Below are 25,864 nucleotides of genomic sequence, written 5' to 3'. Positions count from 1 at the left end.
GCCCCGTTTGGGGCCCTTTTTATTCTTCATACTTTTGTGGCTGAGATCGCTTATCCCGCGATATGCGCCTCGATCGCGGCCAGTGCGGCATCCGCTTGGGACGGATCAGAACCGCCGCCCTGGGCCATATCCGGACGACCACCGCCGCCCTTGCCGCCAAGCTTCTCAACACCGATGCGCACAAGGTCAACTGCGCTGTATTTGTCTTTAAGGTCTTCGGTCAAACCAACAACGATGGAGGCCTTACCACCGTCACCGGACACAAGTGCAACAATGCCCGACCCCATCTGTTCACGGAGTTCGTCGACCATGCCCTTGAGTTCCTTGGCCGGGATACCGTCAAGCGAACGCAGTGCCAGTTTGACACCATTGACTTCCTTGAAGGCATCGCCACCCGACGTCGCGCCCGAGCCAGCAGTCGCCAGCTTCTTGCGCAGATCAGAAACTTCGCGTTCCAGACGACGACGTTCTTCCTGCAGTGCCTTAACACGTGCCGGGACATCTTCCGGGACAGCTTTCAGATCCGCAGCAACAGTAGCCAGAACGTTTTCACGTGCCGACATGTAGTTGGCAGCATCGGCACCGGTCAGTGCTTCGATGCGGCGCACACCACTTGAAACAGCACCTTCGGAAACGATCTTGAACATGCCGATATCACCGGTGCGCTTCACATGCGTACCGCCGCAAAGTTCAAGCGAATAGGCATGTTCATTGGCAACAGGTTCGCCCATCGAAACAACACGGACTTCATCGCCGTATTTTTCGCCAAACAGCGCCATTGCACCGAGTTCAATCGCCTCGTCCGGGGTCATCAGGCGGGTGGTGACTTCGCTGTTTTCGCGGATCAGGCTGTTCACATCGGCTTCGATCACGGCTGCTTCCTCGGCCGTGACGGCCTTGGGATGCGAGATGTCGAAACGCAGACGATCAGCCGCGACCAGGGATCCCTTCTGGGTCACGTGATCGCCAAGATGCTTGCGCAGAACTGCATGCAAAAGATGGGTGGCCGAGTGGTTGGCACGAAGGCTTGAGCGGCGGGCATGATCGACGCGGAATTCCGCAGCATCGCCCACCTTGACGTCGCCCTCGGTCACCTTGCCAAGATGCACATGCAAGGCACCAAGCTTTTTCTGGGTGTCGGTGATTTCAATGATCGCACCGTTTTCGGTTTTGATCACACCGGCATCGCCCTGCTGACCACCGGACTCCCCAAAGAAGGTGGTCTGGTTGGCAAGAACGGCAACTTCATCACCCGCAGATGCGGATTTGACTTCGGCACCGTCCTTGATCAGTGCGGTAACAACACCCTCGGCGGTTTCGGTTTCATAGCCGAGGAACTCGGTCGCGCCATCACGGTCATTGATGTCAAACCAGACTTCCTCGGTCGCAGCTTCGCCCGAACCGGACCAGGCGGCACGTGCCTTGGCTTTCTGTTCTTCCATGGCGGACGTGAAACCGTCTTCATCAATGCCGATTTTGCGTTCTTTAAGCGCATCAGCCGTCAGATCAAGCGGGAAGCCATAGGTGTCATAAAGCTTGAAGGCGACTTCACCCGAAAGGGTCGCGCCAGCATCCATGCCATCGGTGGCGTCATCAAGCATCTTGAGACCGCGATCAAGCATGGTTTTAAAGCCCTGCTCTTCGAGCTTGAGCGTTTCTTCGATCAGTGCCTGTGCACGGACCAGCTCCGGGAAGGCACCGCCCATTTTGCGGACCAGCGACGGGACCAGTTCATACATCACCGGGTCCTGGGTTCCGATCATGTGCAGGTGACGCATCGCGCGGCGCATGATACGGCGCAGAACGTTCCCGCGACCGGCATTGGACGGCAGAACGCCATCGGCAATCAGGAAGCTGGTGGAACGCAGATGGTCGGCAACCACGCGGTGCGACACATTATGCGGGCCATCCGGATCGGTATTGGTGGCGTCTGCCGATGCTTCGATCAGCGCGCGCATCAAATCGATGTCATAGTTGTCGTGTTTGCCCTGCAGAACAGCCGCAATGCGTTCCAGGCCCATGCCGGTATCGATGGACGGCTTTGGCAGATCGACACGATCACCATTTGCCATCTGCTCGTACTGCATGAAGACGAGGTTCCAGATTTCAATGAAACGGTCACCGTCTTCTTCCGGGCTCCCCGGAGGGCCACCCCAGATGTGATCGCCATGGTCAAAGAAGATTTCCGAGCACGGACCACACGGACCAGTATCACCCATCGACCAGAAGTTATCCGAGGTCGGGATACGGATGATACGATCATCGGTCAGACCGGCGATCTTTTTCCAAAGAGCATGTGCCTCGTCATCGGTGTGATAGACCGTGACCAGCAGCTTGTCGGCCGGAAGACCGTATTCCTTGGTGATCAGGTTCCAGGCAAACTCAATCGCGTTTTCCTTGAAATAGTCGCCAAACGAGAAGTTGCCGAGCATTTCAAAGAAGGTGTGATGGCGTGCGGTATGACCGACATTTTCAAGGTCGTTATGCTTGCCCCCGGCGCGCACGCATTTCTGCGAGGTCGCGGCACGCGAATAATCGCGGTGTTCCTGACCGGTGAAAACGTTCTTGAACTGAACCATCCCGGCGTTGGTGAACATCAGGGTAGGGTCATTGCGCGGCACCAGCGGGCTGGAGGAAACGACTTCGTGGCCGTTCTTGCGGAAGAACTCCAGAAACGTGGTGCGGATATCGTTAACGGTCTGCATATCTCTCCAACCCGGAAAACGCGGAACAACTGCGTCCGCCATGCTGGCGAACGGACTGCCCTATTTAGCGGCTCGGCCCTGCCCTGTCCAGTCAGGCGAAAGGAGTCCGGGGCATTTGCCGCAAGTTTTCCAGAAATTGGCGATCAGATGGCTTTTAAACTGCTTTTGCCGACCCGAAATTCACCACCCTCAAGGCAGAAATGTGAATCGGTCGCGGTTCATTGCCGCAACAAACCCGGCCGGTTCAAACCCAAGCCCCAGCAGCAGTTTGCGCGATGCGGTGTTTTCGGGATGGGCAAAGGCCGTTAACTCCTTGATTGGCGTCATGTCACGCGCATGTTCAAGTGCGGCCATCGCCAGTTCCCGACCAAATCCCTGACCCCACGCCGCCGGGGCCAGGTAATAGCCAAGTTCCGGTCCCCAGCCAGGGTCAAACGGATCGGTATAAAGCCCGCCCCAGCCGATGATACGGCCCGTCTTGCGCAGCCGCACAACCCATGGTGCAAAACCGTCGCGGCGCCGGAACCATTCATGCACCAATACACGCTTGCGACAGGCCGCAAAGCTTTCATCGCACTGGGTGAAGCGCATGGCTGTACTGTCACCAAGGAAGGCATAAAGATCGGGGATGTCAGCCAGCCGCACGCCAGAGAGCTCAAGACGTTCTGTATAAAGCGGGACTGCAGGAATGTGTGCCGTTTTCGGACTAGTCGTTTGCACTGTCCTGGATCGTCTTGCCAAGGTTTTCCATATCGCGCCCGAACCCTTCGGCGGTTTCACAGGCACCAAGGGCAAGACCAAAACCAAGAACCATCAGGATGGCGAGAAGACGCTTTGTGATCGTTTCCATCTTTGCTGAATGCTCCATTCAAGTCCGAATATCGGGCATTGTGCCCGCCTTGTTATTTATTGCAATAGTTTGGCGCGCCATGCATGCGCGTGCAACTGTTATCGCGACGATCAGGTTTGGCCCAAATGCAGAAAGGACGCCATTTTGGCGTCCTTTTTCCAAAGCGTTGCTCGTATCGCAGATTTGTAAATGTCTCAATCAGATGGCTTGATCAAACGGGCGGACGACGGCCGCGGAATGCGTTGACCACAAGGGAAATCACAAACAGCACGATAAAGACGAAGAACAATATCTTGGCAAAGCCAACGAAGGCCCCGGCAAGTCCGCCAAAGCCGAGAACGGCTGCGATCAGTGCCAAAACCAAGCAGAATAGTGCCCAACCTAACATATTCTTATCTCCTTTTTCGGTGTTCGCTGACACACCATTGGCGCAACCTGTTCAGGTGCAGCCAAACGGTCTGTCAGCAACACAAGCAAGGACCGATCTATCAATTAGCTTCTTCCTGAATGGCTTCGCCAGCATCTTCGACGTCTTCGCCGAAACCTTCGGCGGTTTCACAGGCAGCAAGGCCAAGGCCCATGCCTGAAATCATCAGGACTGCGAAAAGCTTTTTCATCGTGTTCGACATGATCTTTCTCCTGTTTGCTCTTGTTGATGCTCACAGGATTTCAAACGACAACAACCGGGAATTGTTCCGGTGACAGTTTTTCAATGTATTCTTTTTATCAACACACCCCATTGGAAAGGCGTATTTTTCCGGGGTATTTTCCCAATCGTGATCATTTTGGGGCAGGTGCAAATGGGGAGACCAATATTGATCCCCCCGCGCCCATCTTGGTGTTGACCGGTCACTTCACGATGCACCGGGATCAAGCGAAAGAAAGCGACTGATTTCATCGATAATCTGGCGATGGATCAGGACGCGGTCCGTGCCTTCGGGGTCTGAACAGATCGGATCATCTTCCATCTTTGCCAAAAATTCGGCCGCCCCCGGATTGCATTCACCAAGGAAGGTCAGATGATCGGCCGGGGCAAAAACCGCATAGGACGGGTTATCCAACTTTCCCAAAAGGTTGCTGCCGGTCTCTGTAATATCTGCTGCCTTCCAGCCATTTTCGCGCCCGAGACGGATAAACAGCAAATCCGGATCAACATCCTCAAGACTGGCGTCATTAACCGCAAATGTCATGCCCGGCTCGATCGCAATGAATTTGGATATGCGGGGGTCTTTTGATCCAGCTTCAAAATCCGCGGGCAGTTGATCAAGACGCACGCCGCCCTTTTGCAGGAAGGCGCAATCCTGAACCGTCGCGCCAAACCGTTGGCAGTATTCGCGATAGGCATCCCGATCAAAACGCATCCCGGCAAGGTTGAGCACCGTCGCCCCGCCAAGCGAAAAGCCCACCGCCGCGATGCGATCAGGATCGATATATGGTTCGAACTCCGGGTGTGAGAGAAGCTGATCAAGGGCGGCATGAAGGTCCATCGCACGCGGGCCAAGCTCTGGCTGGCGGCGCGGCGATGAGTCACCCGATGTGCTGCCGGGGTGATTGACCGCAAGCACCATGGCCCCGCGAAGCGCCAGTTCCGACGATAACCAGCCAATCGCGTCCATATTCCCGCCCGAACCGTGCGACAGCAAAATCAGGGGATGTTTGCCAGGCGCAACAGCCGCGCCGATATAGGCATCCGTGCTTTTCCAGATCGCGCTTTGATTGACCGGGGCGCGATAGATGAATGTATCGGCAGGATACCAGATGGATGCCGCAACCGGACGCGAACGATGGGCAGCATCAACATCAAATCGATCATATCCTGCCAGATCACCACCAGCATGAGCCGGCATGGACCCGAGGGTTGCGAGAATGCCAACGGCAACGACAGGTGCGGAAGTTACGTGTTTCATGATTTCAATCCGTGTTCTAAGTTTCACGGACATCAAATTGCACCTGCCTTGCGGTTTGTGGCGTCCTCGAACCGGTTTCAGGACGTGCAAAACCGGTTTTGGGACATGATCGTCTGGATAGTGCCGCCACCATGATTGCCTTACCCGTTCCCTTGATTGTTGCCCTGCTGCTGGTTTTCCTGTTTGTCCGCTCTGTGCTGTTTGAAAAAACCACACCGTTGCTGGGGGCTCTTTTGCTGGCCTGTGCGGTTCAAAGTGTCGTCGTTTCCATCGTTCACTATTACGGCGTGACGGAATTGCGCCTTGTTCAGCCGATCACCGCATCCGTAATCCCGGCTTTGGCATGGGTCGCGTTTCTTGAAGGCGGCGTGCACCAGCGTTTTCAGCGCAGCGATATCTGGCATCTTGCCACCCCGATCGTGATGGCCGGGGTGGTGACGATCGCGCCAATGCTGATTGATGCGCTGCTGGGGGGATTGTTTGTCGGGTACGGGCTTGCAATTCTTCTGGTCTTGCACCGTCAACGCAATGAACTGGCCCACACGCGTCTGGCATCCGGTCCGGTCCCGGCCTTGATCTGGCGGGTGATTGCCATTGCCCTGATCATCTCGGCAGCAAGTGACGCCCTGATTTCTGCGACCCTGCAACTGGGTGCAAGGGACGCACCGGGCATTATCCTGAGCATCTTCTCGTCGCTGGCCTTGCTCGCCATCGGCTTTTTGGCCCTGTCACCCGCGATTGCGCTTGCGCAGGATGATGATCAGCAAGGACAGACCGAGCCGGACACCGCCAATCATGATCCCGACATTCCGGTTGCAGAAATCATGGAACAGCTGGAAGAACTGGTCAGCCGCGAGAAGCTTTATCTTGATCCCGATCTGACCCTGGCGCGCATCGCACGGCGTTTGGGATATCCGCTTAAACAGGTTTCAACGGCGATCAACGCGGTTACGGGCGAAAATGTGTCGCGCTATATCAACAAATACCGGATCGACCATGCCTGTCGCGCACTTGATGCCGGCGAGAATGTCAGCAACACCATGCTGGCAAGCGGCTTTAACACCAAGTCGAACTTCAATCGCGAGTTCCTGCGGATTACCGGCAAAACACCAAGCCAGTGGCAGCAAAAATCGTCCCCATAGTCCCACATGTGGGCAACGCGACCTGTTGGCGTAAATGAACAAAGAAAAAGGCGGGACCAATGTTGATCCCGCCTTTCTGCAATCCGTTCGAAAGATCAATCAGATCAATCGTCGTTGACCGGATCATCCTCGCTCATGTTGGTCATGGCTTCGGCGATCAGACCGGCGCTCTCGCGAATGCTGGTTTCGATCTCCTTGGTCATTTCCGGATTTTCGCGCAGGAAGTTCTTGGCGTTCTCGCGGCCCTGACCGATACGGGTCGAGTTATAAGAGAACCAGGAACCGGATTTCTCGACGATGCCTGCCTTGACACCAAGATCAAGGATTTCACCCATCTTGGAAACGCCTTCGCCATACATGATGTCGAATTCGACCTGCTTGAATGGCGGCGCCATCTTGTTTTTGACGACCTTGACGCGCGTCTGGTTGCCCACGACCTCGTCACGGTCCTTGATCTGACCAATACGGCGAATATCAAGACGGACAGAGGCATAGAATTTCAGCGCGTTACCACCGGTGGTGGTTTCCGGGCTGCCAAACATCACACCGATCTTCATACGGATCTGGTTGATGAAGATGACCATGCAGTTCGACCGCGAAACAGAACTGGTCAGTTTACGCAGCGCCTGGCTCATCAGGCGGGCCTGCAGACCCACGTGGGTGTCGCCCATCTCACCTTCGAGTTCAGCACGCGGCACAAGGGCCGCAACCGAATCGACGACCAGAACATCAATCGCACCCGAACGTACCAGCGTGTCGGCAATTTCAAGCGCCTGCTCGCCAGCGTCGGGCTGGGAAATCAGCAGCTCATCGGTGTTTACCCCCAGCTTGCGCGCATAGCTTGGATCAAGTGCGTGTTCGGCATCGACAAAGGCACAGGTCCCGCCAAGCTTCTGGGCTTCGGCGATGGTATGGAGTGCAAGCGTGGTTTTACCGGAACTTTCCGGGCCATAAATTTCGACGATACGGCCACGCGGCAGACCGCCAATGCCCAACCCGATATCAAGACCGAGCGAACCGGTTGAAATTGCGGAGATATCAACGGCGCTTTCCCGCTGACCCAGCTTCATAATCGAACCTTTGCCAAATGCCCGTTCGATCTGCCCAAGGGCGGCTTCGAGTGCCTTCTGCTTATCCATAGTATCCTTATCCACCAAATGCAGCGCGGTCTGAATCATTGCTCGAACTCTCTTATTCCACAGGGCCGGGTTGGATGCAACGCAGGCGGTTCCCCGGACCTAGATGCGGAACGCCACCGCTAGACTGTCTTGCCTGTTGCCGCGGCCTGCCACCGCGTTCTCATCAACAAAACAACTGAGAACATAATGCGAACATTCTCACAAAACTTCGGATGTTGCAAGTTTGTTCTCATTTATCTGTTTATCAAGCAGGAAAGTCGACGCCGTTTGCATTCCCAAGAGCTGTCGCGTCCGGGGAAAATCCTGCACAAACAGGGATTGGGCAGCCGTTTAACCAGATCATGGCAATGGCACCGGCACCTCCGACAGGGCAGGCTGAACAATCGACGTCGCAAGAATTGGACGCCATGCACATTTATTTGGATTCTCAGCACATTGTATTCCGGCAGGCAGGCAGTATGCTTCTCGCATCGCGTCCCAAACGCGTATCCCTCAGGGGATGGGAGGTGCAGTTGTCAAATGCCTTGCGGTTTTAGAGCCATCGCACGGCGTCCTCAGACAGCGCCCTCCCGGCCACTGGGTGCTGCCACGCCCGAAAATCAGGTCGAAATTTTCAGATGTTCGTGCTTGTGCGGGTGACCTTCGTGATCACCGCCATGGTGATGGGTCTCGACATGAAGCTCTCCCGGCACGGAATAAAGTTGTCCATGCCGGACACCGGGTTGCGCCAATACCTTGTCTGCAAACGCACGAATTTCGGAAAGGCGTCCGCGCAAGGTCACGCTTTCAAGACAGGTATCATGATCAATGTGGAAGTGAACCGTGGAGACGGTCAGATTGTGGTGTTCGTGCTGGGTGCTCATTAAACGCGATGCCAGCATGCGTTCTTCGTGATCATAAACATAGTTCAGAACCGCAATCCCGACCCCGTCGGCATTTTCTTCCAACTTGGTGTTTTGAAGTTTTTCACGAATCAGATCCCGAAACCCTTCGGACCGATTGGTGTACCCCCGATGATCCAAAAAAGCGTCAAACGCCTCCATCAGATCGTCTTCAATCGATACGGTCACGCGGGTCATATTGACTACCTTTCAAAATCAACGGCTTGACGAGTATGATCTTTTTTGAAAAATTCATACCCGACATTGTTCTCCCATAAAACCAATTTCCCAAAGGATCGCAAATGTTTCAATCAAAGTTCGCAGCCAGCATGGCGATTGGCGCGGCAACATTCCTGATCGGCATGTCGGCAAGCGCCCATGAATTCATCGCAAGCCACACCCCTGCGAACGCAAAACCGGGCGAGAATGCGACACTTGTTCTTGATTCGACCCATCAGTTTGGTCTTCCCGAAGAAGCAGAAGGCGTGAATGATGTTCGCGCCACATTGATTGCGACAGACACCACCAAAGAACTTGCGATCTCCGTTAACGAACATGCCCCCAACCTGATCGGCAGTTTTGATATTCCCAAAGCAGCCAGCTGGATTGCCGCGCATCGTCTGGGTGTTGTCTGGTCACAAACCCCTGATGGCTGGCAGGCTGGTGGTGCTGACGAGCACCCGGACGCCATTGCATCGACCCGCTATGAAAAGTTTGCCAAACTTCTGGTTGGCGGCGAAAGCACTTCTGATTTTGTCACCAAACCGATTGGCGACATGCTTGAGATCGTCCCGCTCAGCGACCCGCGTGACACCAAGGTTGGCGAGGATGCAGAATTCCGGATTCTGCTAAACGGCCACCCGTTGACGACATCGGTGCTGGCAACCTATGCCGGATTTACCGAAACACCGTCCTCCTGGGCTTACGCAACCGAAACACTCAGCACTGAAGATGGCAGCGGCATTGCCAAGATCCGGGTTTCTGCCCCGGGTTTGTGGATTGTGCGTGTCGCGGCCGATATGCCCGATGCCGAGGAAGGCGTTGGCAACCATAACCTCCGCGCGACTCTTTCCTTTGCCGTTGAAGAATGATGATGGCACGGATCGCCGTTTATCGCCTTTTGGTTCTGATGGCCCTGCTGATTGCGGGGCCATTGGCGGCTTCGACATCGGCCCATGCCCATGGTGCTGGTTGGCAGGTCGAAGACAGCGCCCAAACAAAGACCTATGGTTTCCGATATACTGACGGATCCCCGATGGCCTTTGCCGAGGTTGTTGTCACAACCAAGGACGGCAAGGTCTGGCAAAAGGCGCGTACGGACCGGATCGGCCAGTTCTCCCTTGGGCTTGGCAACACATCAACACAAGATGCGCCAAGTGAACTCCACCTCAAGGTGGCCGATGGCATGGGGCATGTTGTGCAATTGACCTATCAGCCAACCGATACCACTGCCGTTCCGGCGGGCGGCCAGAAAGCTGCTGGCGCGTCGGCAATGACCGCAACGACCATCCAGGGCACACCCGCCCTCTTTGATTTGCCGCTTTGGGCAAGCATCCTGTTTGGCTGCAGCATCCTCGCCAACCTGTTTGGCGGGCTTTTGCTTTGGCAGCGTCGCCAGATCGCCCGGAAACCGTCGGACTGATCAGGGCATAAACAGCAAGGCAACCCCGCCAAACGCAAGGCACGTTCCCGCCACTGCCTGAAACCCGACAGGCTTGCGCAGGATCAAGCCTTCATAGACGATCAGAATAACCGGCGGCAGCGCCATCAGGGTTGAGGCAATCCCGACATTGGCATTCTGAACCGCCAGCATCGAAAGCCATACGCCGATGGCAGGCCCGACAAGGGCGCCTAGCAACAGCCATTTGCCAACATCCGGCGCGATACAGGCCGTAACAGTCCGACGCACCCGGCCAAGGATGACCGCCAGTCCCCACATGGCAATTACCGCGACCAGTGTTCTGATCCAGGTCGCGGAAAGCGCGGAATAACCATCGATCAAAGCATATTTCGCGGTGATCAGATTTGCGACCTGCCCGACCGCACCACCAAGACCAAACAAAATGCCAATGACGTAATTGCGCCCCTCAAGCCCGATCGGCCGGCCCTTTTTGCCAAGAATGACAATCAAGACCCCGCCCACACCGCATGCAATTCCGGTGATTTCAATCGGTCGAAGTGTCTCATCAAACAGGACCCAGGCCAGAATCGCGCCCATGATTGGAACTGTCGACATCAACAACATCGACAGTCGCGCCCCAATCAGAACAAAGGCCTGAAACAGCATGGCATCACCAATCACCAGCCCCAGCACCGAAGAAAGCGACAACCAGCCAAGCTGTTCCCAGGTGACGGCGTTTGGCCATGGCTGCCCTTCAAGGATCCAGTGCAAGAAGGTCAGACAAAAGATCGAACATGCCAGACGTCCACGGTTGACGGTTTGTGCACCGGCCTTGCCGCCAACATTGGAAAAGATCATGCTCGATGTCGCCCAACAGAGTGCAGCAGTTAGGGCGGCAGCTTCGCCAAACAGGGGCATCATGGGGCGTTTCCAAAAAATGGTTTATCTATCCGGCTTTAATGCCGGTTATGAGTGCAGGCCGTGGTGACGCATACCTGCCTCTGTCATACAGCGAAGTTTTAAATCATTTGCAATGGATTTTATTACCCGGCAAAGACGCAAGCCTCCATTGGCCAACATGTCTTAGGCCGCATAACGGAAAATAGACTGGTCAGATGATGGTCTTGATGAAGGTCTTGAGGGCGCGACACCGCGGCCAGACGGTGTTTGATGTTCATCGATCGTAGATATCAAGAGCCTGAAAATCAGATTGGTTCAGCACACGCGTGATTTCTGGCAGATATTTTTCATTCTTTTTTGCGAGCCAAAGATAGGCGCGGCCGTGTCTGACCAGGGTTCTGGTCGCAAAAACCAATTGCGCCTCATACTGTTTCAGATTGTCGCTTTCGATCAGAAACGCATCCAGACGACCTCTTAGAAACATATCAACGACGATGTCATATGATGGCAAGAATATCCGGTTGATATGCGCGCCAGAGGCCTCCAACGACCATTTCGTGCCACGCCGAAGCCCCAACGTCACGGCACCAAGATCATCAATGGATGTGATGGTGGGGTCAGAGGTTACCAACATCCCATCATCGGATATCAGCGGGACCGGAACCATTACTGCCTTGCCGCCGACATAAGGCGCAAACTCTGGCAACCTTGGAAAATCTCCGTCAATCTGACCACTCAGAAGCATCGCCTCTGAACGACTTGCAGGCATATATTGCACTGAAAGGCAGGGCTCATGACCTGCAAAGATATGTTCGAGCTTTTCACCGACTTCTCTGCCGATGGCATCTTCAAGACCAGCCAGTTGCAAACACGGTTGTGCTCTTACTGAAATTGGCTGCCCGATGAGAATCACAAGGGCAATCAACACACTAGCGGTACCGAACAACCGCATAAAGCGGACTCCAAGCCTGATCTGAAACATTAGATAAGATGATACAATTTCAACTTATCAGATCAGGTCTGGAGATTCACGACTTTGTTTCGGTTCCCGTTTCCGGTTCCAGCGAAGCTCGGAAAAGGTATGTTCCGCGATTGAATTGCGGCAACAGGGCCTCGTATTCCTTACGAAGCCAGCTGTATGTCGTATGGGCTTCGAGCTCGATCGTGCGATAGCCCTCAGGCACACCTGAACTTTGATTAAGGGAGAAATCGTCAATCAACAGTCCGTCCAGCCGCCCAAGGTGCAACATTCGCAACATCATGTCCGCCCCACCTGGAACCATCACGATATCGGCAAGGCCAACCAGTTCCTGTTTGCCACGATCATCACCAAGCCATACCCCGATCTCCTTGTCCTTAAGATCGCTTAGGGCATGGATCGTTGTATCTGCGGTGATCAGCACGTTTTTGGGACGCCCGACCACGACTGCACCGGCGACAAGCGGCACGCCGGCGGATTGTTGAATGGTATCCCCGCTGGCAAACACGCCATCAATTTCACCGCGCTTCAGCGAAACCGCCGTCCGCTTGTTGGGCAGCCAAACCGGCTGAACACACAAGCCCGCCTCCGCCATTGCCGCACGATACCGTTCGGCGGAACGGTCATGGTCCGCCATTTCTGGCAGGGCAATCTTAAGACAGACTTCCTCGTCTGCACGTGCCGACGGCAAAAGTTCAAATGAAAGGAAAAGCGCTGTCAGAAGAATGACAGCAAACATCCACGAGCGAACGATCGCATTTGGCTTGCGAAGCGCCATGTTAATACCCCCAAGGCAACATCAATCCCAATCGTTGTGGGACAGGTTGCTTTACCTTCCTGATTGCCCGCCGTCATTTAAATGCGGTCGGGTCATTATCATTGATATTCAGGTTCGGCTTTTGCCGTTATGGGAAAAACTATAAGCGCAATCCAAAAGCCCCTGCAAGCTCCTGTTTATCTCCAGGATAAGGCAAACGTATAGGTTTTGATGATCATCTAAGTCGCGCACGTTTCCACACGACAAGCGCCCGACCATACCGATATTTACGAGTTCCAAATTGACGGGCAAATGCGCACATCAAAGGCCAACGTCATTACTGATGACTGAAGCGTATCAGACGCCCTATTGGCCAAGCGCGGCAAGAAAGGCGCTGGTAGCCCGGTCGAACTGCGGCTTGAGTTGGGCATACTCTGCTTTTAGCCAGCTATGAACTTCGAAGTGATCAACTGTGATGGCCTTGTACCCGTCCGGTATGCCCCCGGAGGTCCCGAGCGAATAGGCATCAAGCAGCATGGCATCTATTCGCCCTTCGGCCAGCATTTCCTGCAACATTGATGCGCCGCGTGGAACTTTGACAACATTCGGATAGTTTCCCAACAGCTTGTCACACCATGTCGCGCCAAGCGGCACGCCGAGCACCTCGTCACCAAGGTCTTCGATACCTTTGACGGGACCATCGCGCACAATCAGATAGCCGTTTAGCGCCCCCAACAGGACGTCCCCGCGCACCATCGCGACATTTGCCTCACGGGGCAAATCATCCCGTGCAGCGAAAACACCATCAATCCTGCCAAGGCGCAGAGCATAAACAGCCCGGACCTGAGGATACATACGGGGATGAACGCAAAGCCCCTCATCCTTCATAACCTGATGATAAATATCGAGTTTCCATTGATCGGCAAGGATTTCCGGCATCGCGATCCGAAGGCATCTTTGCTCGGCACTGGCAGAAGGCAAAAGCCCAAAGGACAACAGCAGGGCAACAAAGCCAATTGTTGCGAGCACGCAAATTTTGACAAAACGATACTTTGAATTGCGCACCATACAGCCCCCACGGCAGTTTCATTATTCTTGTTATGCCGCCCCCCCGAAGTTTCTTGATTTAATCTTATCGGGATAAATTTTTTCGGGTCAGTTGCCCTTTTGACAAGACGATACGTGGGAATATTTGGTTTGACCAGCACGAAACACGCCGGTTGGCCAAACCCGCCGAAATGCCCCGGCCCGACAAGGATCAGGTACCGAATTCCCTGGATTGAGAAAAGACCCGCGAACGTGAATTGCCAACCACGAGCATTGCGTTGGCAAACAAAACCCGATGCCAAGGGAACAAGCAAGCCTGCCAGTAGTTACATCATCAAGCCTTATCTGATTGTGGAAAGTCGTATATGCCCTTTGACCTTGGCCAGCAGTCGCTTGGCATGATTGTGCTGACCTTTGCAGTTTGCACGCTGATCATCGGTTTTGCCGGAACCCGCCTTGCGGGGGTGGCGGTTAAGTTGGCCGAACGCACGGGCATGGGGCAAATCATCGCCGGGGCGCTGTTTGTTGGCATGTCGACCAGTCTTCCGGGCAGTGTCCTTTCGGTCACCACCGCCTGGCAGGGGCATACCGATCTTGCCATTGGCAATGCGCTTGGCGGGATTGCGGCCCAAACGACGTTTTTGGCGATTGCCGACCTGTTTTACCGCAAGGGCAATCTTGAACATGCCGCTGCCAGCGCAACCGGCCTTGCGCAAACGACACTACTTGTCAGCATGCTTTCCGTGCCGGTTCTGGCCTATGCCGGACCGGACTGGACGTTCTTGCATATTCATCCGGCATCCATCCTGTTGTTCATTATTTACGGGTTTGGCCTGAGTCTGTTGTCGGAGATCCGCGACGAGCCGATGTGGCATCCCAAGAAAACCGATCTGACCGAAGAAGACGCCAAACAGGATGGACATGACAGTCACCCGGAAACCAGCGCAAGACTGTGGGCCGAATTCCTTGCCTTTGCGCTGCTAACGGCAGTTGCCGGTCACATTATCGGTCAAGCTGGCCTTGCCATTGTTGCCAAAACAGGGATCAGTGAGACCGCAGTTGGAACTTTCCTGACAGCGATTTCAACGTCCTTCCCTGAATTTGTCTCGGCCATTGCGGCGGTACGCATTGGTGCTGTTAATCTGGCAGTCGGGGACATTATCGGCGGCAACGCCTTTGATGTGCTGTTTCTGGCGGCATCTGACATCGCCTATCGCGAAGGGTCAATCTATGCCGCCTTTAGCAATCAGCACCTGTTCACCATTGCATTGGTTATCCTGATGAGCGGCGTGTTGCTGTTGGGCATGCTTAACCGCGAGAGACGCGGCATGGGCAATATCGGCTGGGAAAGTGTGGCGATGCTGGCCCTTTATGGGGCGTCGATCTTTTATCTGGCAGGCTAAACGTTACAACCTTGACCGGCCGGTTCTCATCGCCTTGTGACCACGCAGAAATATTTGCATTCCAAATGCGCATTTTTATCTGTAGAATGAATTCATGCAGTTAAACCGTTTCACTGACTATGCCCTTCGCGTCATGATGCACTTGGCCGCCGCCAACGGACGCCTCATGTCGACACGCGAAATAGCCGACTTGCATGAGGCCAAATACAACCATCTCGCCAAGGTCACGCAGTGGCTGGCCAATGAAGGTTATATTGAGACAATCCGGGGACGCAGCGGCGGGATCGCCCTGGCAAAACAGCCTGATCAAATTTGCATCGGCACACTCGTCCGCAAACTTGAAAGCCAGACTGCCCTTGTCGAATGCATGCGTGAAGATCGCGGCAATTGTCGGCTGTCGGTTGCCTGTGGTCTGGCGGTTGTCCTGAAAGATGCAGAAGAATCGTTTTTCAGAACCCTGGATCAGGTCACGCTGGCGGATGTTTTGAAACGTCAGAGCGGCATGTTTGATCTTTTGATCAGCATGAACGCCAAATAAGTCACTTCATATCAAATCACTAGACTGCAACCGCTCAGTTTGAAATGCGATGTCATAAAATTGGTATTTACAATGCATATTTATAGCTATATATGCATTTAGAATACTTATTAAGAGGTCGCCATGAAACATGTTGATGAGTTCCCCCCGCAAAGGATCACAGAACTGTTGTCGGTATTCTACGGACGCGTGCGCAAGGACCCCGAACTTGGGCCGGTCTTTGACGACATTGTTGAAGATTGGGACGAACACCTCGCCCGCCTCGAAGACTTCTGGTCGTCACTGATGCTGGCATCCGGGCGTTACAAAGGAAATCCGCTTGTGATGCATACGCTGCATTCCGACCGGATTACCCCGAACATGTTTGATCGCTGGCTTGAAATATGGACAGCCACCACCGACGAATTGCTGTCCCCGGAAGTGGCCATGATCATGCAGACCAAGGCCCGGCGCATCTCGTCTCGCCTAAAGGCGGTCATGTATGAACCGTGTCACGGACACCAGCATGCCGATATTCATCCCTGACACAAAACCGGATCAGCGTCTTCAAGACGCCTGACTGAGCTTGCCTCCGTCACGTTTTCGCATCGTGACCGGCACTTCGTCCGAAGTGCCGAACCGTTACCCTTGTCTTTAACCGAAGCCTGAAAAGAGATTTTGCAATGTCAAACCCCCTTTCTCCACGCACCATCGAACTGGTAAAATCAACCGTCCCGGCCCTCTCCGCGCGGGGAAGCGACATCACAACGGTGATGTATGGAAAACTGTTTCAGGATGACCATATCCGGGCGCTTTTTAATCACTCCAACCAGGGTGATAACGGATCACAGGTTCATGCCCTGTCAGGCGCGCTCATTGCCTATGCACAGAATATCGACAAACTTGATGCGCTGGTTCCGGTCGTTGAACGCATTGCCCACAAACATATCGGCTATCATATTCTGCCCGAACATTATGACTATGTAGCCCGCGCACTTCTTGCTGCCATTGAAGAAGTCCTTGCACCCGATATCACGCAAGAGGTTCTTGAGGCTTGGGGAGAAGCATATTGGTTTCTTGCCGATATCCTGATCAATCGTGAAGCCGACATCCGCACAACGCTTGAAAACAGCAAAGGCGGCTGGAACGGATGGCGCAAATTCAAGATAACGGCAAAGCAGCCAGAAAGTGACGTTATCACATCCTTTACGCTGTCACCGGTCGATGGGTTACCTGTTCTGGCCCATCGTCCCGGACAATATCTGACGCTGCGCCTTAAGCTCGAAGATGGACGTACGATCAAGCGGAACTACTCAATATCCTGTGCACCAAATAATGATCACTATCGGATTTCCGTCAAGCTGGAGCCAAACGGCCAAGGCGGGTCGCGCTTCTTGCATGAAACTGCACAGATTGGTGATGTTATTGAATTGACACCCCCAACTGGCGATTTCTTCCTGCCCGATGAACCCGAACGCCCTGTAGTATTGTTGTCAGCGGGTGTCGGCCTGACGCCGATGGTCAGTATGGCAGAAACTATCGGTGCACATTACCCTGATATTGAAACGTACTATGTCCACGGCGCGCTCAACAGCCGGACACATGCGATGGACAAACATGTCCGCCAAGTCGCAAAGCAGCACGGAAAGATGTTTGTCGCGACGTTCTATAGTGACCCGACGAACGATGATCTCTGCGGGAAAACGCATGATCAGGACGGATATATTTCACCAGACTGGCTATCGGCCAACACGCCGTTTCACAATGCCGACTTTTTCCTGTGTGGTCCAAAACCGTTCTTGCGCACAATGGTATATGCACTTGCAAAACGTGGTGTCAAAACCGATCGCATTCACTACGAATTTTTCGGCCCGACTGATGAAAACATCGCCGCATGAACCAAAAAAACAAGGCGTCTGAAAACCAGACGCCTTGTTCATTTCTGTTCGGTCAGTTTACGCCAAAGCGCCTAAAGCACTTCCTTGACCTTGGTTGCCAGATCTTTAAGCGAGAACGGCTTGGGCAGGAAGTGAACGCCGTTTTCTTCGTCCAGTTCGTCGCGGTAGGTATCTTCGGCGTAGCCCGATATAAAGATGACTTTGAGTTCCGGCTTTTGTTCGCGCAGCATGCGAATAAGTGTCGGGCCATCAATGCCCGGCATCACAACATCCGAAATCACCAGATCGATTGTCTTGTCCGTATTGTTCAGGACTTCAAGCGCGTTGTCGCCGTTATTGGCTTCAAGCACCTCATATCCCTTGCTGCGCAGCGCCCGGGCGCCAAATGTGCGCACCGCGTCTTCGTCCTCGACCAACAGGATCGCACCGGTTCCGGTCAGGTCGCGTGACGGGGTTTCTTCGATCACGGCCTGCGTTTCGGCAAGCTCTTGCTCGGATGCCTCATAGCGCGGCAGATAAATGGTGAAGGTCGTGCCCTTGCCTTCTTCGCTGTTGACCGCGATGAAACCACCGGTCTGCTTGACGATCCCATAAACCGTCGAAAGCCCAAGCCCGGTGCCCTCGCCACGCTGCTTGGTCGAGAAGAAGGGTTCAAAGATGCGCGTCAGGTTTTCCTTGGGAATGCCAATACCGGTATCGGTCACCTTGATGCCAATATAATCCCCCGGCGGGATGATCTCGGTACCGGTCGCGGTCGGCTCGTCAATGATTTCGGGGCTGGTTTGCACCGTAAGCGTTCCGCCCTCGCCTGCCATGGCATCACGCGCATTGACGACAAGGTTGATGATCACCTGATCAAGCTGTCCCGGATCGACCTTGACCAATCCGATGTCACGCCCATGACTGACCTTAAGGTCGATCTTCTCGCCAATCAGGCGGCGCAGAAGATTGGACATTTCGGCCAGCGCATCGGTGATATTGATGATCTTCGGCTGCAATGTCTGACGCCGCGAGAACGCCAAAAGCTGCCTGACAAGGTTGGCCGCACGGTTGGCGTTCTGTTTGATCTGCATGATGTCGGCAAAGCTCGGATCGCCCGGCCCATGGCGGGACAACAAAAGATCGCAGAAACCGATCATCGCCGTCAGAAGGTTATTGAAGTCATGTGCCACCCCACCGGCAAGCTGGCCAACAGCCTGCATTTTCTGGGACTGGGCAAATTGTTCCTCAAGGTTCTTCTGTTCAGTCGTATCAAGGAAGTTCAAAAGCAGCGCACCGGCTTCGCCAGAACGGCCTGCGACGCGTTGCAGATAAATCTGTGCGGCAACACCGCGCGCACCGGCAAGGCGGGCCTCAATCTGGCCGCCCTTGCCCATCCCCATCACAGCCTTGGACAGATAGCGCGCCACTTCGTCGCGATCTTCGGGAACGATCAGCTCCAGGATCGAACGCCCGACGACCTTGTCATGTGTCTGACCGGCAGTGACAATAAAGGCACGGTTGGCATCGGTTACCGTGCCCGACATATCCGCCAGAACAATGGAAAGCGGGCTTTCATCAAAGAACCAGCGCACGCGACGTTCGGTTTCGGCAAGCGCATGTTCCCATTCGTGGGCCGGCATCGGATCCGGGAAGACCACGGCCTGACTGCGCACAGGCCCTGTGCCCGGCGCATTGATTGAATGGGTCACAAAGCAGCGAATGGGCTCGCCACCGGCCACCTTGAATTTGACTTCACCATTCACACCGTCCCCAACGATCAGGTCGGCGAGTTCAACCGTGCCGTCATTGAAGTCTTCAGGCTCTCCGCCCAGCCAGCTTGCAAGGCGGCGGTTAAGGTAAATAATGCGCCCGTCTTCATCGAGCCCGCACACCCCGACCGGCAGGCGTTCGATCATCTGATCAGCATGTTCAAAACCACCTTGGGCCGCAGCAACCGGCAGGTTGGCGGCCATTTCAGGTGCCTGTGGCGCAGAAAGGGCAAAGCTTTGCTGTGGCTCGTCTGACGGCAGAAGCACGGACGCGTCGCGATCAGCCAAGACCGTTTGATCAACCCCGTCAACAGTCCAGAGCATTTGACCCGCACGTGCATTGGCCGCCGTAACAGCAATCCTCAGACAAGCACCGTTGGCGGATGTCTTTGTATTCTCGGTGCGGTCGTCTTCGTTGTCCTCGCCGGGTTCTTCGGAACCTTCGTCTTCAGAAGCACCTGTATCATCGGCAAATTTGTCAGAGCGCGACAGATCAACAAACATCTGGCCGCCCTCGCCGCGCATCGCCCGTGTGCGAAGTTCGGCAAGTTCGTCACCGCCGATCCCCAGGAACGACAGACGGGCCTCAAGCGCGGACAACATGTCCGAACCGGCATCAATACCAAGCTTGGACGAAAAGGCCGGGTTGGCATAGATCGTCTTGCCATAGGCATCAATCAGCGCCACGCCAATGTCGGATTTGGCAAAACCGGAAATCAGCGGCGCGAGACCGTCATGCCCTCCATTGCGAAGCTTTGCCGACAGGGAAAGCGACGCCACCGCCACCACAGCCACACCGGTGACCATCGCACCGATAATCCACATCAGACGCGCGTCAAGCCCTGCCTTTGCCAAGACGTCCATCAGGACGAAGACAAACGCAACGAATGCGACACTTACAGCAAGGATAAGCCCCCGAAACAGCACGCGACCGCCTTTAACGACAATAACTTAACAAAATAGTCTATACTTTTAGCTGCTTATGGCCCGACTGGCTACCGACAAGTTTACCGCCCATCGGATGGCCCTGCAATCAACAGCATCACATCATTTCGCTGTGAGATGCGCAAAAGGCAGGAACCGGAATTGGTCCTGCCTTTCACAAAACAAATCTCAGTAGGGTCGCACCGCCCTGACGGGCGCGACGGTCCCTAGCGGCTCAGACGTTTGATCTGAGCGTCATCAAGCTTGGTGCCCTCGAACTCGACGCTGATGCCATCATCACTGACATTGCGCACGATGGCGCGCACCGGGCTATTGATGCCGGGTAGTTCAACCTCAATCTTGGTGCCCGACGCGATGTTGTCACTGCTGACAAGCATCGCTCCGCGTTCCGAGATGTTTTCAAGACGTGCTTTTGACGCCTTGCCACCAAACCGGATGGAAACTTCCTGCGAAGACGGGTGACGTTTTGAAGTCCGGCGATCCACATCAGCGGTCGAGGTTCTGACAACCTCCACCAGCACGCTTCGCAGATCGTGCACAGCACGCGCAACATGCTCCGACAGGCTTCCGACTTCAGCCGCGAGCTGCCCGGTGCCCGACGCTTCAGAAGAAACCTCGTTAATCCGGGCAGAAACCTCACGCGATGCCTGGGCCGTTTCGTTGACGTTGCGCGCGATTTCAGAGGTTGCGGCACTTTGTTCTTCGACAGCTGCTGCAATCGCGGTCGAAACTTCGTCCATCTCGTGGATTTTCTCGGCAATGGTTGCCACCGCACTCACCGCAGAATCCGTTACCGCCTGGATTTCTGCGATCTGACGGGTGATTTCATCGGTTGACCGGCTGGTCTGGGTGGCGAGGTTTTTGACTTCCTGGGCCACAACCGCAAAACCCTTGCCGGCGTCACCCGCACGGGCGGCCTCGATGGTTGCGTTCAAGGCCAGAAGGTTAGTCTGTTCGGCAATGCCTGAAATCAGCTCAACCACTTCGCCGATACCACGCACACTGTCAGCCAGCTGCGAAACGGTGGTTTCCGTCGAACGGCTGGCTTCAACGGCATCCTCACTGACGCGGTTGGCGCGCGAGATCTGATTATTGATCTCACCGAGCGACGAATTCAGCTCTTCGCCAGCACCGGCAACCGCTTCGACCGTTGCCAAAGCCTGCTCGGAGGCCGAAGCCACGGTTTGCGAGTTGCCCTGAACAAGATCGGCAGAGCTCGACATGCGCTGCGCAGCCTCGGCCAGCTCGCCGGTCTGACCGGAAATGGTATCAACAACACGACGGGTTTCGCTTTCAACCCGCTCGGCCATTTCGCGCAGCGACTTGCGGCGCTGCTCTTCGGATGCAAGGCGATCAGCTTCCTGCTGCTCGCGCATCTTGAGATTGTTCAAGCCTGTTTCACGGAAGACATGCATAACCCGAACCAGGTCGCCGACTTCGTCGTTGCGCTTGGTCTCGGTCAGTTTGACGTCATATTTGCCATCGGCCAGTTGCGCCAGTGTCGTGACGCTTTCAGCAACCGGTGCAGAAATACGACGATGCATGACCCAGGCAATCAATGCACACACAATGATTGATGCAATGGTCACCACCGTTGTCAGAACAAAGACAGACTCCACATTGCGCTCAAGCCCGGTAAGCTTCGCAACCAGCTCATCTTCGATCGATTTGCTATAGGTTTCCGTGTGTTCGACCGCAATTTCAAGTGCCGAGGCAAGGTTTGCCGCTGCATCATCGAAGTTTGCCATCATCTTGTTGCCGACTTCCGGACCGCCATCGATATAGCCCTGCGCCATCTCCTTGCCAGCGGCATAATACGCCGGGAACGCCGCCTCGACCTTGTCAAGCGAGGCAAGCAGTTCACTTTGACCGAGCTTTTCAGCCAGTCCTTTCGCCACCGTAAGGTTTTCAGCAAGTCCTTGTGCTGCGGCTTCTGCCTCGTCGAACCCGTCATTGAGACCATCAAGCGCGCGCGTGGCAGAGATATCAGTCAACCACTGCTGAACCTGAATAACATTGTAGCGCGCGCCCTCAATTGCCTTGATCAGGTTCGGGACATCCGTACTGACAACCACGCCAATCTCGGCGGCGTCATAAGTCGCCCGACGGCTCTCGGAATTCACAATACCTATACCAACGGCTACTGCGATCAACATGATGACAATGATCGCGTTCGAAAGGGCAATCTGACCGGCAATCCTCAACTTCATCAAGGTCTTCCTATTAACAACGGCAAAATATTTGCGACTTATCCAAGCCTATTTGGTCATACGTATAGTATTCGAACCAGACAATTGGAACCATTAATTCACAATTACCACCAAAGCCGTAATTGTGAATTGATCCAGATCGTTGCGATCAAAAATTATTTGAATGTTATGCTGAGAGATTTACCGACGGGCCGATGGCAAACGATAAGAATACTTAGCCCAGCTTCTTGCCGCGCTGACGGAACACGAACGAGATGATCTCGGCGACGGCCTTGTAATGTTCTGGCGGGATTTCCTGATCGATTTCGACTGTGGCAAACAATGCCCGGGCGACCGGCGGGTTTTCCATGATCGTGATGTTGTGTTCTTCGGCGACTTCACGGATCTTGAGCGCAACATTGTCCTGCCCCTTGGCGATACACATCGGTGCCCCCATGGTGTCGATGTCATATTGCAGGGCGACGGCAAAGTGCGTCGGGTTGGTGATGACAACGTCGGCCTTTGGCACGTTTGACATCATGCGCTGCTGGGCGCGTTCCATCCTGATCTGACGGACCTTTGCCTTGATCTCGGGGCTACCTTCGGTCTGTTTGAATTCGTCCTTGATCTCCTGCTTGGACATCTTCATCTGCTGATTGAACTCGTACTTCTGATAGGCAAAGTCGAGCCCGGCAATCACAGCAGTCAAGGAAACCGTCGCGATCAACAGGATGATGATCATGTCATAAAGGCGTTCAAGCGTCAGACCGAGTGACAGCTGCGGATACAGTTCGACATCCACCAGTTCGGGCATGATCACCAGTGCAAGGACCACACCGACCAATATGATCTTGCTGACGTTCTTGGCGAACTCGACTAGGCTTTTCATCGAAAAGAGGTTCTTGAGGCCCTTTAGCGGATTAAGCTTCTCGGGCTTGGGCTCGATACGGTCAACCGCGACGACAATCCCGTTCTGAACGATATGCCCGGCCACGGCGAAGAATACCAAAAGCACAAACGGGATGCCCATCACCCACAGCATGCCAAGTATGACGTCTTCAAACAGACCGGGGACACCCGCCTGGGTCACATCAATCATATGCGGGTGTTCAATAAAACCGAAAGCCAGATCGCGCACGCCAGCCGCCATGGTCGGGCCGAGCATGGTCATGACAAGACCACCGCCGAACAGGATCATGAAGTTCCCGACTTCCTTGGAAACCGCTACCTGACCTTTTTTTCGCGCGTCCTCAAGCTTTTTACTTGTGGGGTCTTCTGTTTTTTGGCTGTCGTCTTCTTCTGCCATTGGCACACCCATGCTTGGCAAAACGGGGCAAAACGCCGCCCGTCACGGCTTATACCAAGGAGCAGAAATACTCATCAATAGAGATCGTGCAAACGAGCTATTGGCTAGGAAGAACAGTGCAGGCGATGCGGGGCATCGTCAAGCTGATCTGACGCCAGCCGGTAGTTTGTTTGCGCGACCGGGACGGGACCTTATCACGCCCTCCGGATCGCGTCGTAGCCCACTTCCGATGCTCCGCATCGCCGCGCGAGCCTCTCCTAACCAGAGAACCCGATAAGGTGTCTCTACAGGTGACTATTTCTACTCCTTGGTATTATGGATTGAGAAACGCCTCAAGCCCGGTCTCGAAATATGCAAGAAAGACCATCATCATGGATGGCAGGGCCAAGGTCAACAAAAGCAGCGCAATCGCGATCTGAACCGGCATGGCAACAAAGAACACGGGCAATTGCGGCATCAGCTTGTTCAGCAAGCCCAGCGCAATTTGCAAACAAATCGCCACGACCAGAAACGGTGCAGACATTTGCATTGCGATGACGAAACTGTCATTGAGCGCATTGGCAAAAAATTCGCTCATATCCCCGACGGGCAAAACACCACCGGGCGGGAACAAGGTATAACTTTCAAACACGGCCTGAATCATCAAATGATCCATCCCGGTCGCGAACAAAAGCACAAGCGCGACTTGCATCAACAAGTTACCCGTCACCGCACTTTGCGCGCCTGACAACGGGTCGGCGGTAAAGGCGTTCGCCATCGAAGACAGATAGGCAATAATTGACCCGGCCGTCTGTATGCCCGCCAACATGACCTGGGCAAACAGGGCGAAAAACAGGCCAACCGTAACTTCATATCCGATTCCGACAAGAAGCGACGGCGCATCAGCCGGTTGAGGTGGGAATAACGGCCCGGCCAGCGGCGAGATCACAACCGCCACCCAAAAGGCAAACAAAAGCCGGGCGCGTGCAGGCACGGCACGGGATCCGATTCCGGGCATAAAGGCAAAAGCCGCCCCCACCCTGGCGAAAGTCATCAGGACGACGTAAACATTCAGCGTAAGAAGTTCTTGAAGATCCATGTCGTCTTCGACTGCCTTACATATTCACGCTGGCGTGCGGCGGAGTTAACGCTAGTTTGGCAACCCGATAAAGTGGTCAACCATTCGGCCCATGAATTCGATCATCTCGGTCATCATCCACGGCAGCAAAACCAGAAGCGCGACAAAGATCACCAGAATCTTGGGGACAAAGGTCAGTGTCATTTCCTGGATCTGGGTCAGGGCCTGAAACAGGGCGATGATCAAACCGACACCAAGGGCAATCAGCATCAGCGGCGTGGTGACTTTCAGCAGTGTCCACACCGCGTCATAGGCCACGTCCATGATTTCAGCTTGATCCATTGGGTCTTCCTGTCTCGCCGTCTTGTCTTGCGCGCCGCGTCGGGCCTTTATCCTTCATACAGGATTTATCACGGGTATTGCCATGATTTCCTGTCTTATCAAATGCTTCGTTGTGGATCGTTCCAAAAGAACAAAAAACCGCACGAATAATCGCGCGGTTTTGTCAGTCACGTCTGCGAATGCCGATCAGACCGGCATATTCAGGATGCTCTGATACGCTTCGACGGCTTTGTCGCGAACTGAAACCACGGTACGCAAGGTAACCTCGGCTGCGGAAACGGCGGTGACAACTTCGTGCAGTTCCGCATCACCGGTGACGGCTTTCTGGGTCATTTGCTCGCTCATCGCCATGGTGTCGCGGGCATCATATGCCGCGCCCTTCACCATGTCGGCAAAACTTTCCCCCGGGTTTACGGACTGGCCCGTACCGGTCACGGTTTCCGTAACGGTATTGGTCTTGCCTGCGGCCGCATTGCGGTAGGCAGAAATGGCATCGTTGAAGCTTCCGACCATCGGTCTCAATCCTTA

At 54.6% G+C, this 25,864-nt stretch carries 25 protein-coding genes; 7 read left to right on the top strand and 18 right to left on the bottom strand.

Translation table 11 applies throughout. The features are described 5' to 3' along the window. Window positions 1–50: 50 nt before the first annotated feature. From alaS to B2R48_RS11010, 6 genes are all read right to left on the bottom strand, one after another. A complete protein-coding gene (gene alaS, locus B2R48_RS11035) occupies window positions 51–2,705 on the bottom strand; it encodes an alanine--tRNA ligase (RefSeq protein WP_297000191.1) in 2,655 nt (884 codons plus the stop codon). A gap of 189 nt (window positions 2,706–2,894) precedes the next feature. After that, on the bottom strand, window positions 2,895–3,425 hold the full coding sequence (locus B2R48_RS11030) for a GNAT family N-acetyltransferase (RefSeq protein WP_297000189.1): 531 nt from the start codon (window positions 3,423–3,425) through the stop codon (window positions 2,895–2,897). Further along, the gene (locus B2R48_RS11025) at window positions 3,412–3,555 is read right to left on the bottom strand and encodes an entericidin A/B family lipoprotein (protein WP_213474605.1); all 144 of its coding nucleotides are present in this window, start codon (window positions 3,553–3,555) and stop codon (window positions 3,412–3,414) included. Before B2R48_RS11025 ends, B2R48_RS11030 begins: the two co-directional genes overlap by 14 nt. Before the next feature lie 211 nt (window positions 3,556–3,766). Further along, the gene (locus B2R48_RS11020; RefSeq protein WP_084272025.1) at window positions 3,767–3,943 is read right to left on the bottom strand and encodes a DUF1328 domain-containing protein; all 177 of its coding nucleotides are present in this window, start codon (window positions 3,941–3,943) and stop codon (window positions 3,767–3,769) included. A gap of 100 nt (window positions 3,944–4,043) precedes the next feature. Continuing rightward, window positions 4,044–4,184, bottom strand: coding sequence for an entericidin A/B family lipoprotein (locus B2R48_RS11015; RefSeq protein WP_297000182.1), 141 nt, complete (start codon window positions 4,182–4,184; stop codon window positions 4,044–4,046). Window positions 4,185–4,409: 225 nt separating this feature from the next. Continuing rightward, a complete protein-coding gene (locus tag B2R48_RS11010; RefSeq protein WP_297000180.1) occupies window positions 4,410–5,462 on the bottom strand; it encodes an alpha/beta hydrolase family protein in 1,053 nt (350 codons plus the stop codon). Window positions 5,463–5,593: 131 nt separating this feature from the next. Between B2R48_RS11010 and B2R48_RS11005 the strand changes: the two genes are divergently transcribed. Further along, window positions 5,594–6,604, top strand: a complete 1,011-nt coding sequence (locus B2R48_RS11005; protein WP_297000176.1) for a helix-turn-helix domain-containing protein — start codon at window positions 5,594–5,596, stop codon at window positions 6,602–6,604. Between the two features lie 104 nt (window positions 6,605–6,708). Here B2R48_RS11005 and recA read toward each other — a convergent pair whose 3' ends face one another. Continuing rightward, window positions 6,709–7,782 carry a recombinase RecA gene (recA, locus tag B2R48_RS11000; RefSeq protein ID WP_062955504.1) on the bottom strand — a complete coding sequence of 358 codons (1,074 nt, stop codon included), beginning with the start codon at window positions 7,780–7,782 and terminating at the stop codon, window positions 6,709–6,711. A 560-nt stretch (window positions 7,783–8,342) separates the two neighbouring features. Continuing rightward, window positions 8,343–8,822 carry a nickel-responsive transcriptional regulator NikR gene (gene nikR, locus B2R48_RS10995; RefSeq protein WP_062955502.1) on the bottom strand — a complete coding sequence of 160 codons (480 nt, stop codon included), beginning with the start codon at window positions 8,820–8,822 and terminating at the stop codon, window positions 8,343–8,345. A gap of 104 nt (window positions 8,823–8,926) precedes the next feature. Here nikR and B2R48_RS10990 point away from each other — a divergent pair, with 104 nt between their 5' ends. Together B2R48_RS10990 and B2R48_RS10985 are read left to right on the top strand one after the other, a co-directional pair. Beyond that, window positions 8,927–9,715: a DUF4198 domain-containing protein gene (locus tag B2R48_RS10990; protein WP_297000171.1), complete on the top strand. Its 789-nt coding sequence runs from the start codon at window positions 8,927–8,929 to the stop codon at window positions 9,713–9,715. A gap of 2 nt (window positions 9,716–9,717) precedes the next feature. Further along, window positions 9,718–10,266 (top strand): hypothetical protein, encoded by a 549-nt coding sequence (locus B2R48_RS10985; RefSeq protein WP_297000169.1) that lies wholly within the window; start codon window positions 9,718–9,720, stop codon window positions 10,264–10,266. Here the strand turns inward: B2R48_RS10985 and B2R48_RS10980 are convergent, their stop codons facing one another. From B2R48_RS10980 to B2R48_RS10965, 4 genes are all read right to left on the bottom strand, one after another. After that, window positions 10,267–11,166, bottom strand: coding sequence for a DMT family transporter (locus tag B2R48_RS10980; RefSeq protein WP_297000166.1), 900 nt, complete (start codon window positions 11,164–11,166; stop codon window positions 10,267–10,269). 253 nt (window positions 11,167–11,419) lie between these two features. Next, window positions 11,420–12,097: a hypothetical protein gene (locus tag B2R48_RS10975; protein ID WP_297000163.1), complete on the bottom strand. Its 678-nt coding sequence runs from the start codon at window positions 12,095–12,097 to the stop codon at window positions 11,420–11,422. A 76-nt stretch (window positions 12,098–12,173) separates the two neighbouring features. Beyond that, on the bottom strand, window positions 12,174–12,902 hold the full coding sequence (locus tag B2R48_RS10970; protein WP_297000160.1) for a hypothetical protein: 729 nt from the start codon (window positions 12,900–12,902) through the stop codon (window positions 12,174–12,176). 345 nt (window positions 12,903–13,247) lie between these two features. After that, a complete protein-coding gene (locus B2R48_RS10965) occupies window positions 13,248–13,949 on the bottom strand; it encodes a hypothetical protein (RefSeq protein ID WP_297000156.1) in 702 nt (233 codons plus the stop codon). A 344-nt stretch (window positions 13,950–14,293) separates the two neighbouring features. On the opposite strand from B2R48_RS10965, the gene B2R48_RS10960 reads away from it, so the two are divergent. From B2R48_RS10960 to hmpA, 4 genes are all read left to right on the top strand, one after another. Further along, a complete protein-coding gene (locus B2R48_RS10960; RefSeq protein ID WP_297000153.1) occupies window positions 14,294–15,331 on the top strand; it encodes a sodium:calcium antiporter in 1,038 nt (345 codons plus the stop codon). Window positions 15,332–15,425: 94 nt separating this feature from the next. Further along, window positions 15,426–15,869, top strand: coding sequence for an RrF2 family transcriptional regulator (locus tag B2R48_RS10955; RefSeq protein ID WP_297000149.1), 444 nt, complete (start codon window positions 15,426–15,428; stop codon window positions 15,867–15,869). 123 nt (window positions 15,870–15,992) lie between these two features. Next, window positions 15,993–16,394: a group III truncated hemoglobin gene (locus B2R48_RS10950; RefSeq protein WP_297000147.1), complete on the top strand. Its 402-nt coding sequence runs from the start codon at window positions 15,993–15,995 to the stop codon at window positions 16,392–16,394. A 137-nt stretch (window positions 16,395–16,531) separates the two neighbouring features. Next, window positions 16,532–17,746: an NO-inducible flavohemoprotein gene (hmpA, locus tag B2R48_RS10945; RefSeq protein ID WP_297000145.1), complete on the top strand. Its 1,215-nt coding sequence runs from the start codon at window positions 16,532–16,534 to the stop codon at window positions 17,744–17,746. A 71-nt stretch (window positions 17,747–17,817) separates the two neighbouring features. Here the strand turns inward: hmpA and B2R48_RS10940 are convergent, their stop codons facing one another. The 6 genes from B2R48_RS10940 to fliE all read right to left on the bottom strand — a co-directional run bounded on the left by B2R48_RS10940 (window position 17,818) and on the right by fliE (window position 25,849). Beyond that, entirely contained in the window at window positions 17,818–20,424 is a 2,607-nt protein-coding gene (locus B2R48_RS10940) for a hybrid sensor histidine kinase/response regulator (RefSeq protein WP_297000141.1), read from the bottom strand. A 224-nt stretch (window positions 20,425–20,648) separates the two neighbouring features. Continuing rightward, window positions 20,649–22,652, bottom strand: coding sequence for a methyl-accepting chemotaxis protein (locus tag B2R48_RS10935; protein ID WP_297000138.1), 2,004 nt, complete (start codon window positions 22,650–22,652; stop codon window positions 20,649–20,651). Window positions 22,653–22,866: 214 nt separating this feature from the next. Beyond that, a complete protein-coding gene (gene flhB, locus B2R48_RS10930; RefSeq protein WP_062955489.1) occupies window positions 22,867–23,937 on the bottom strand; it encodes a flagellar biosynthesis protein FlhB in 1,071 nt (356 codons plus the stop codon). Window positions 23,938–24,250: 313 nt separating this feature from the next. Next, window positions 24,251–25,015, bottom strand: coding sequence for a flagellar biosynthetic protein FliR (gene fliR, locus B2R48_RS10925; protein ID WP_062955488.1), 765 nt, complete (start codon window positions 25,013–25,015; stop codon window positions 24,251–24,253). Window positions 25,016–25,066: 51 nt separating this feature from the next. Further along, the gene (gene fliQ / locus B2R48_RS10920) at window positions 25,067–25,336 is read right to left on the bottom strand and encodes a flagellar biosynthesis protein FliQ (RefSeq protein WP_062955487.1); all 270 of its coding nucleotides are present in this window, start codon (window positions 25,334–25,336) and stop codon (window positions 25,067–25,069) included. Window positions 25,337–25,522: 186 nt separating this feature from the next. Then, on the bottom strand, window positions 25,523–25,849 hold the full coding sequence (fliE, locus tag B2R48_RS10915) for a flagellar hook-basal body complex protein FliE (protein ID WP_062955486.1): 327 nt from the start codon (window positions 25,847–25,849) through the stop codon (window positions 25,523–25,525). Between the last annotated feature and the right edge of the window lie 15 nt (window positions 25,850–25,864).

It is taken from the genome of Thalassospira sp. UBA848, from assembly GCF_002295455.1.
Classification (GTDB): Bacteria; Pseudomonadota; Alphaproteobacteria; order Rhodospirillales; family Thalassospiraceae; genus Thalassospira.
This window is presented reverse-complemented; position numbering and strand designations above follow the sequence as displayed.

Excerpts from the sequence above, each read along its gene's own strand:
- alaS (WP_297000191.1), bottom strand. The coding sequence starts at position 2,705 with ATGCAGACCGTTAACGATATCCGCACCACGTTTCTGGAGTTCTTCCGC.
- B2R48_RS11025 (WP_213474605.1), bottom strand. The coding sequence starts at position 3,555 with ATGGAAACGATCACAAAGCGTCTTCTCGCCATCCTGATGGTTCTTGGT.
- B2R48_RS11020 (WP_084272025.1), bottom strand. The coding sequence starts at position 3,943 with ATGTTAGGTTGGGCACTATTCTGCTTGGTTTTGGCACTGATCGCAGCC.
- B2R48_RS11015 (WP_297000182.1), bottom strand. The coding sequence starts at position 4,184 with ATGTCGAACACGATGAAAAAGCTTTTCGCAGTCCTGATGATTTCAGGC.
- B2R48_RS11010 (WP_297000180.1), bottom strand. The coding sequence starts at position 5,462 with ATGAAACACGTAACTTCCGCACCTGTCGTTGCCGTTGGCATTCTCGCA.
- B2R48_RS11005 (WP_297000176.1), top strand. The coding sequence starts at position 5,594 with ATGATTGCCTTACCCGTTCCCTTGATTGTTGCCCTGCTGCTGGTTTTC.
- recA (WP_062955504.1), bottom strand. The coding sequence starts at position 7,782 with ATGATTCAGACCGCGCTGCATTTGGTGGATAAGGATACTATGGATAAG.
- nikR (WP_062955502.1), bottom strand. The coding sequence starts at position 8,822 with ATGACCCGCGTGACCGTATCGATTGAAGACGATCTGATGGAGGCGTTT.
- B2R48_RS10990 (WP_297000171.1), top strand. The coding sequence starts at position 8,927 with ATGTTTCAATCAAAGTTCGCAGCCAGCATGGCGATTGGCGCGGCAACA.
- B2R48_RS10985 (WP_297000169.1), top strand. The coding sequence starts at position 9,718 with ATGGCACGGATCGCCGTTTATCGCCTTTTGGTTCTGATGGCCCTGCTG.
- B2R48_RS10980 (WP_297000166.1), bottom strand. The coding sequence starts at position 11,166 with ATGATGCCCCTGTTTGGCGAAGCTGCCGCCCTAACTGCTGCACTCTGT.
- B2R48_RS10975 (WP_297000163.1), bottom strand. The coding sequence starts at position 12,097 with ATGCGGTTGTTCGGTACCGCTAGTGTGTTGATTGCCCTTGTGATTCTC.
- B2R48_RS10970 (WP_297000160.1), bottom strand. The coding sequence starts at position 12,902 with ATGGCGCTTCGCAAGCCAAATGCGATCGTTCGCTCGTGGATGTTTGCT.
- B2R48_RS10965 (WP_297000156.1), bottom strand. The coding sequence starts at position 13,949 with ATGGTGCGCAATTCAAAGTATCGTTTTGTCAAAATTTGCGTGCTCGCA.
- B2R48_RS10960 (WP_297000153.1), top strand. The coding sequence starts at position 14,294 with ATGCCCTTTGACCTTGGCCAGCAGTCGCTTGGCATGATTGTGCTGACC.
- B2R48_RS10955 (WP_297000149.1), top strand. The coding sequence starts at position 15,426 with ATGCAGTTAAACCGTTTCACTGACTATGCCCTTCGCGTCATGATGCAC.
- B2R48_RS10950 (WP_297000147.1), top strand. The coding sequence starts at position 15,993 with ATGAAACATGTTGATGAGTTCCCCCCGCAAAGGATCACAGAACTGTTG.
- hmpA (WP_297000145.1), top strand. The coding sequence starts at position 16,532 with ATGTCAAACCCCCTTTCTCCACGCACCATCGAACTGGTAAAATCAACC.
- B2R48_RS10935 (WP_297000138.1), bottom strand. The coding sequence starts at position 22,652 with ATGAAGTTGAGGATTGCCGGTCAGATTGCCCTTTCGAACGCGATCATT.
- flhB (WP_062955489.1), bottom strand. The coding sequence starts at position 23,937 with ATGGCAGAAGAAGACGACAGCCAAAAAACAGAAGACCCCACAAGTAAA.
- fliR (WP_062955488.1), bottom strand. The coding sequence starts at position 25,015 with ATGGATCTTCAAGAACTTCTTACGCTGAATGTTTACGTCGTCCTGATG.
- fliQ (WP_062955487.1), bottom strand. The coding sequence starts at position 25,336 with ATGGATCAAGCTGAAATCATGGACGTGGCCTATGACGCGGTGTGGACA.
- fliE (WP_062955486.1), bottom strand. The coding sequence starts at position 25,849 with ATGGTCGGAAGCTTCAACGATGCCATTTCTGCCTACCGCAATGCGGCC.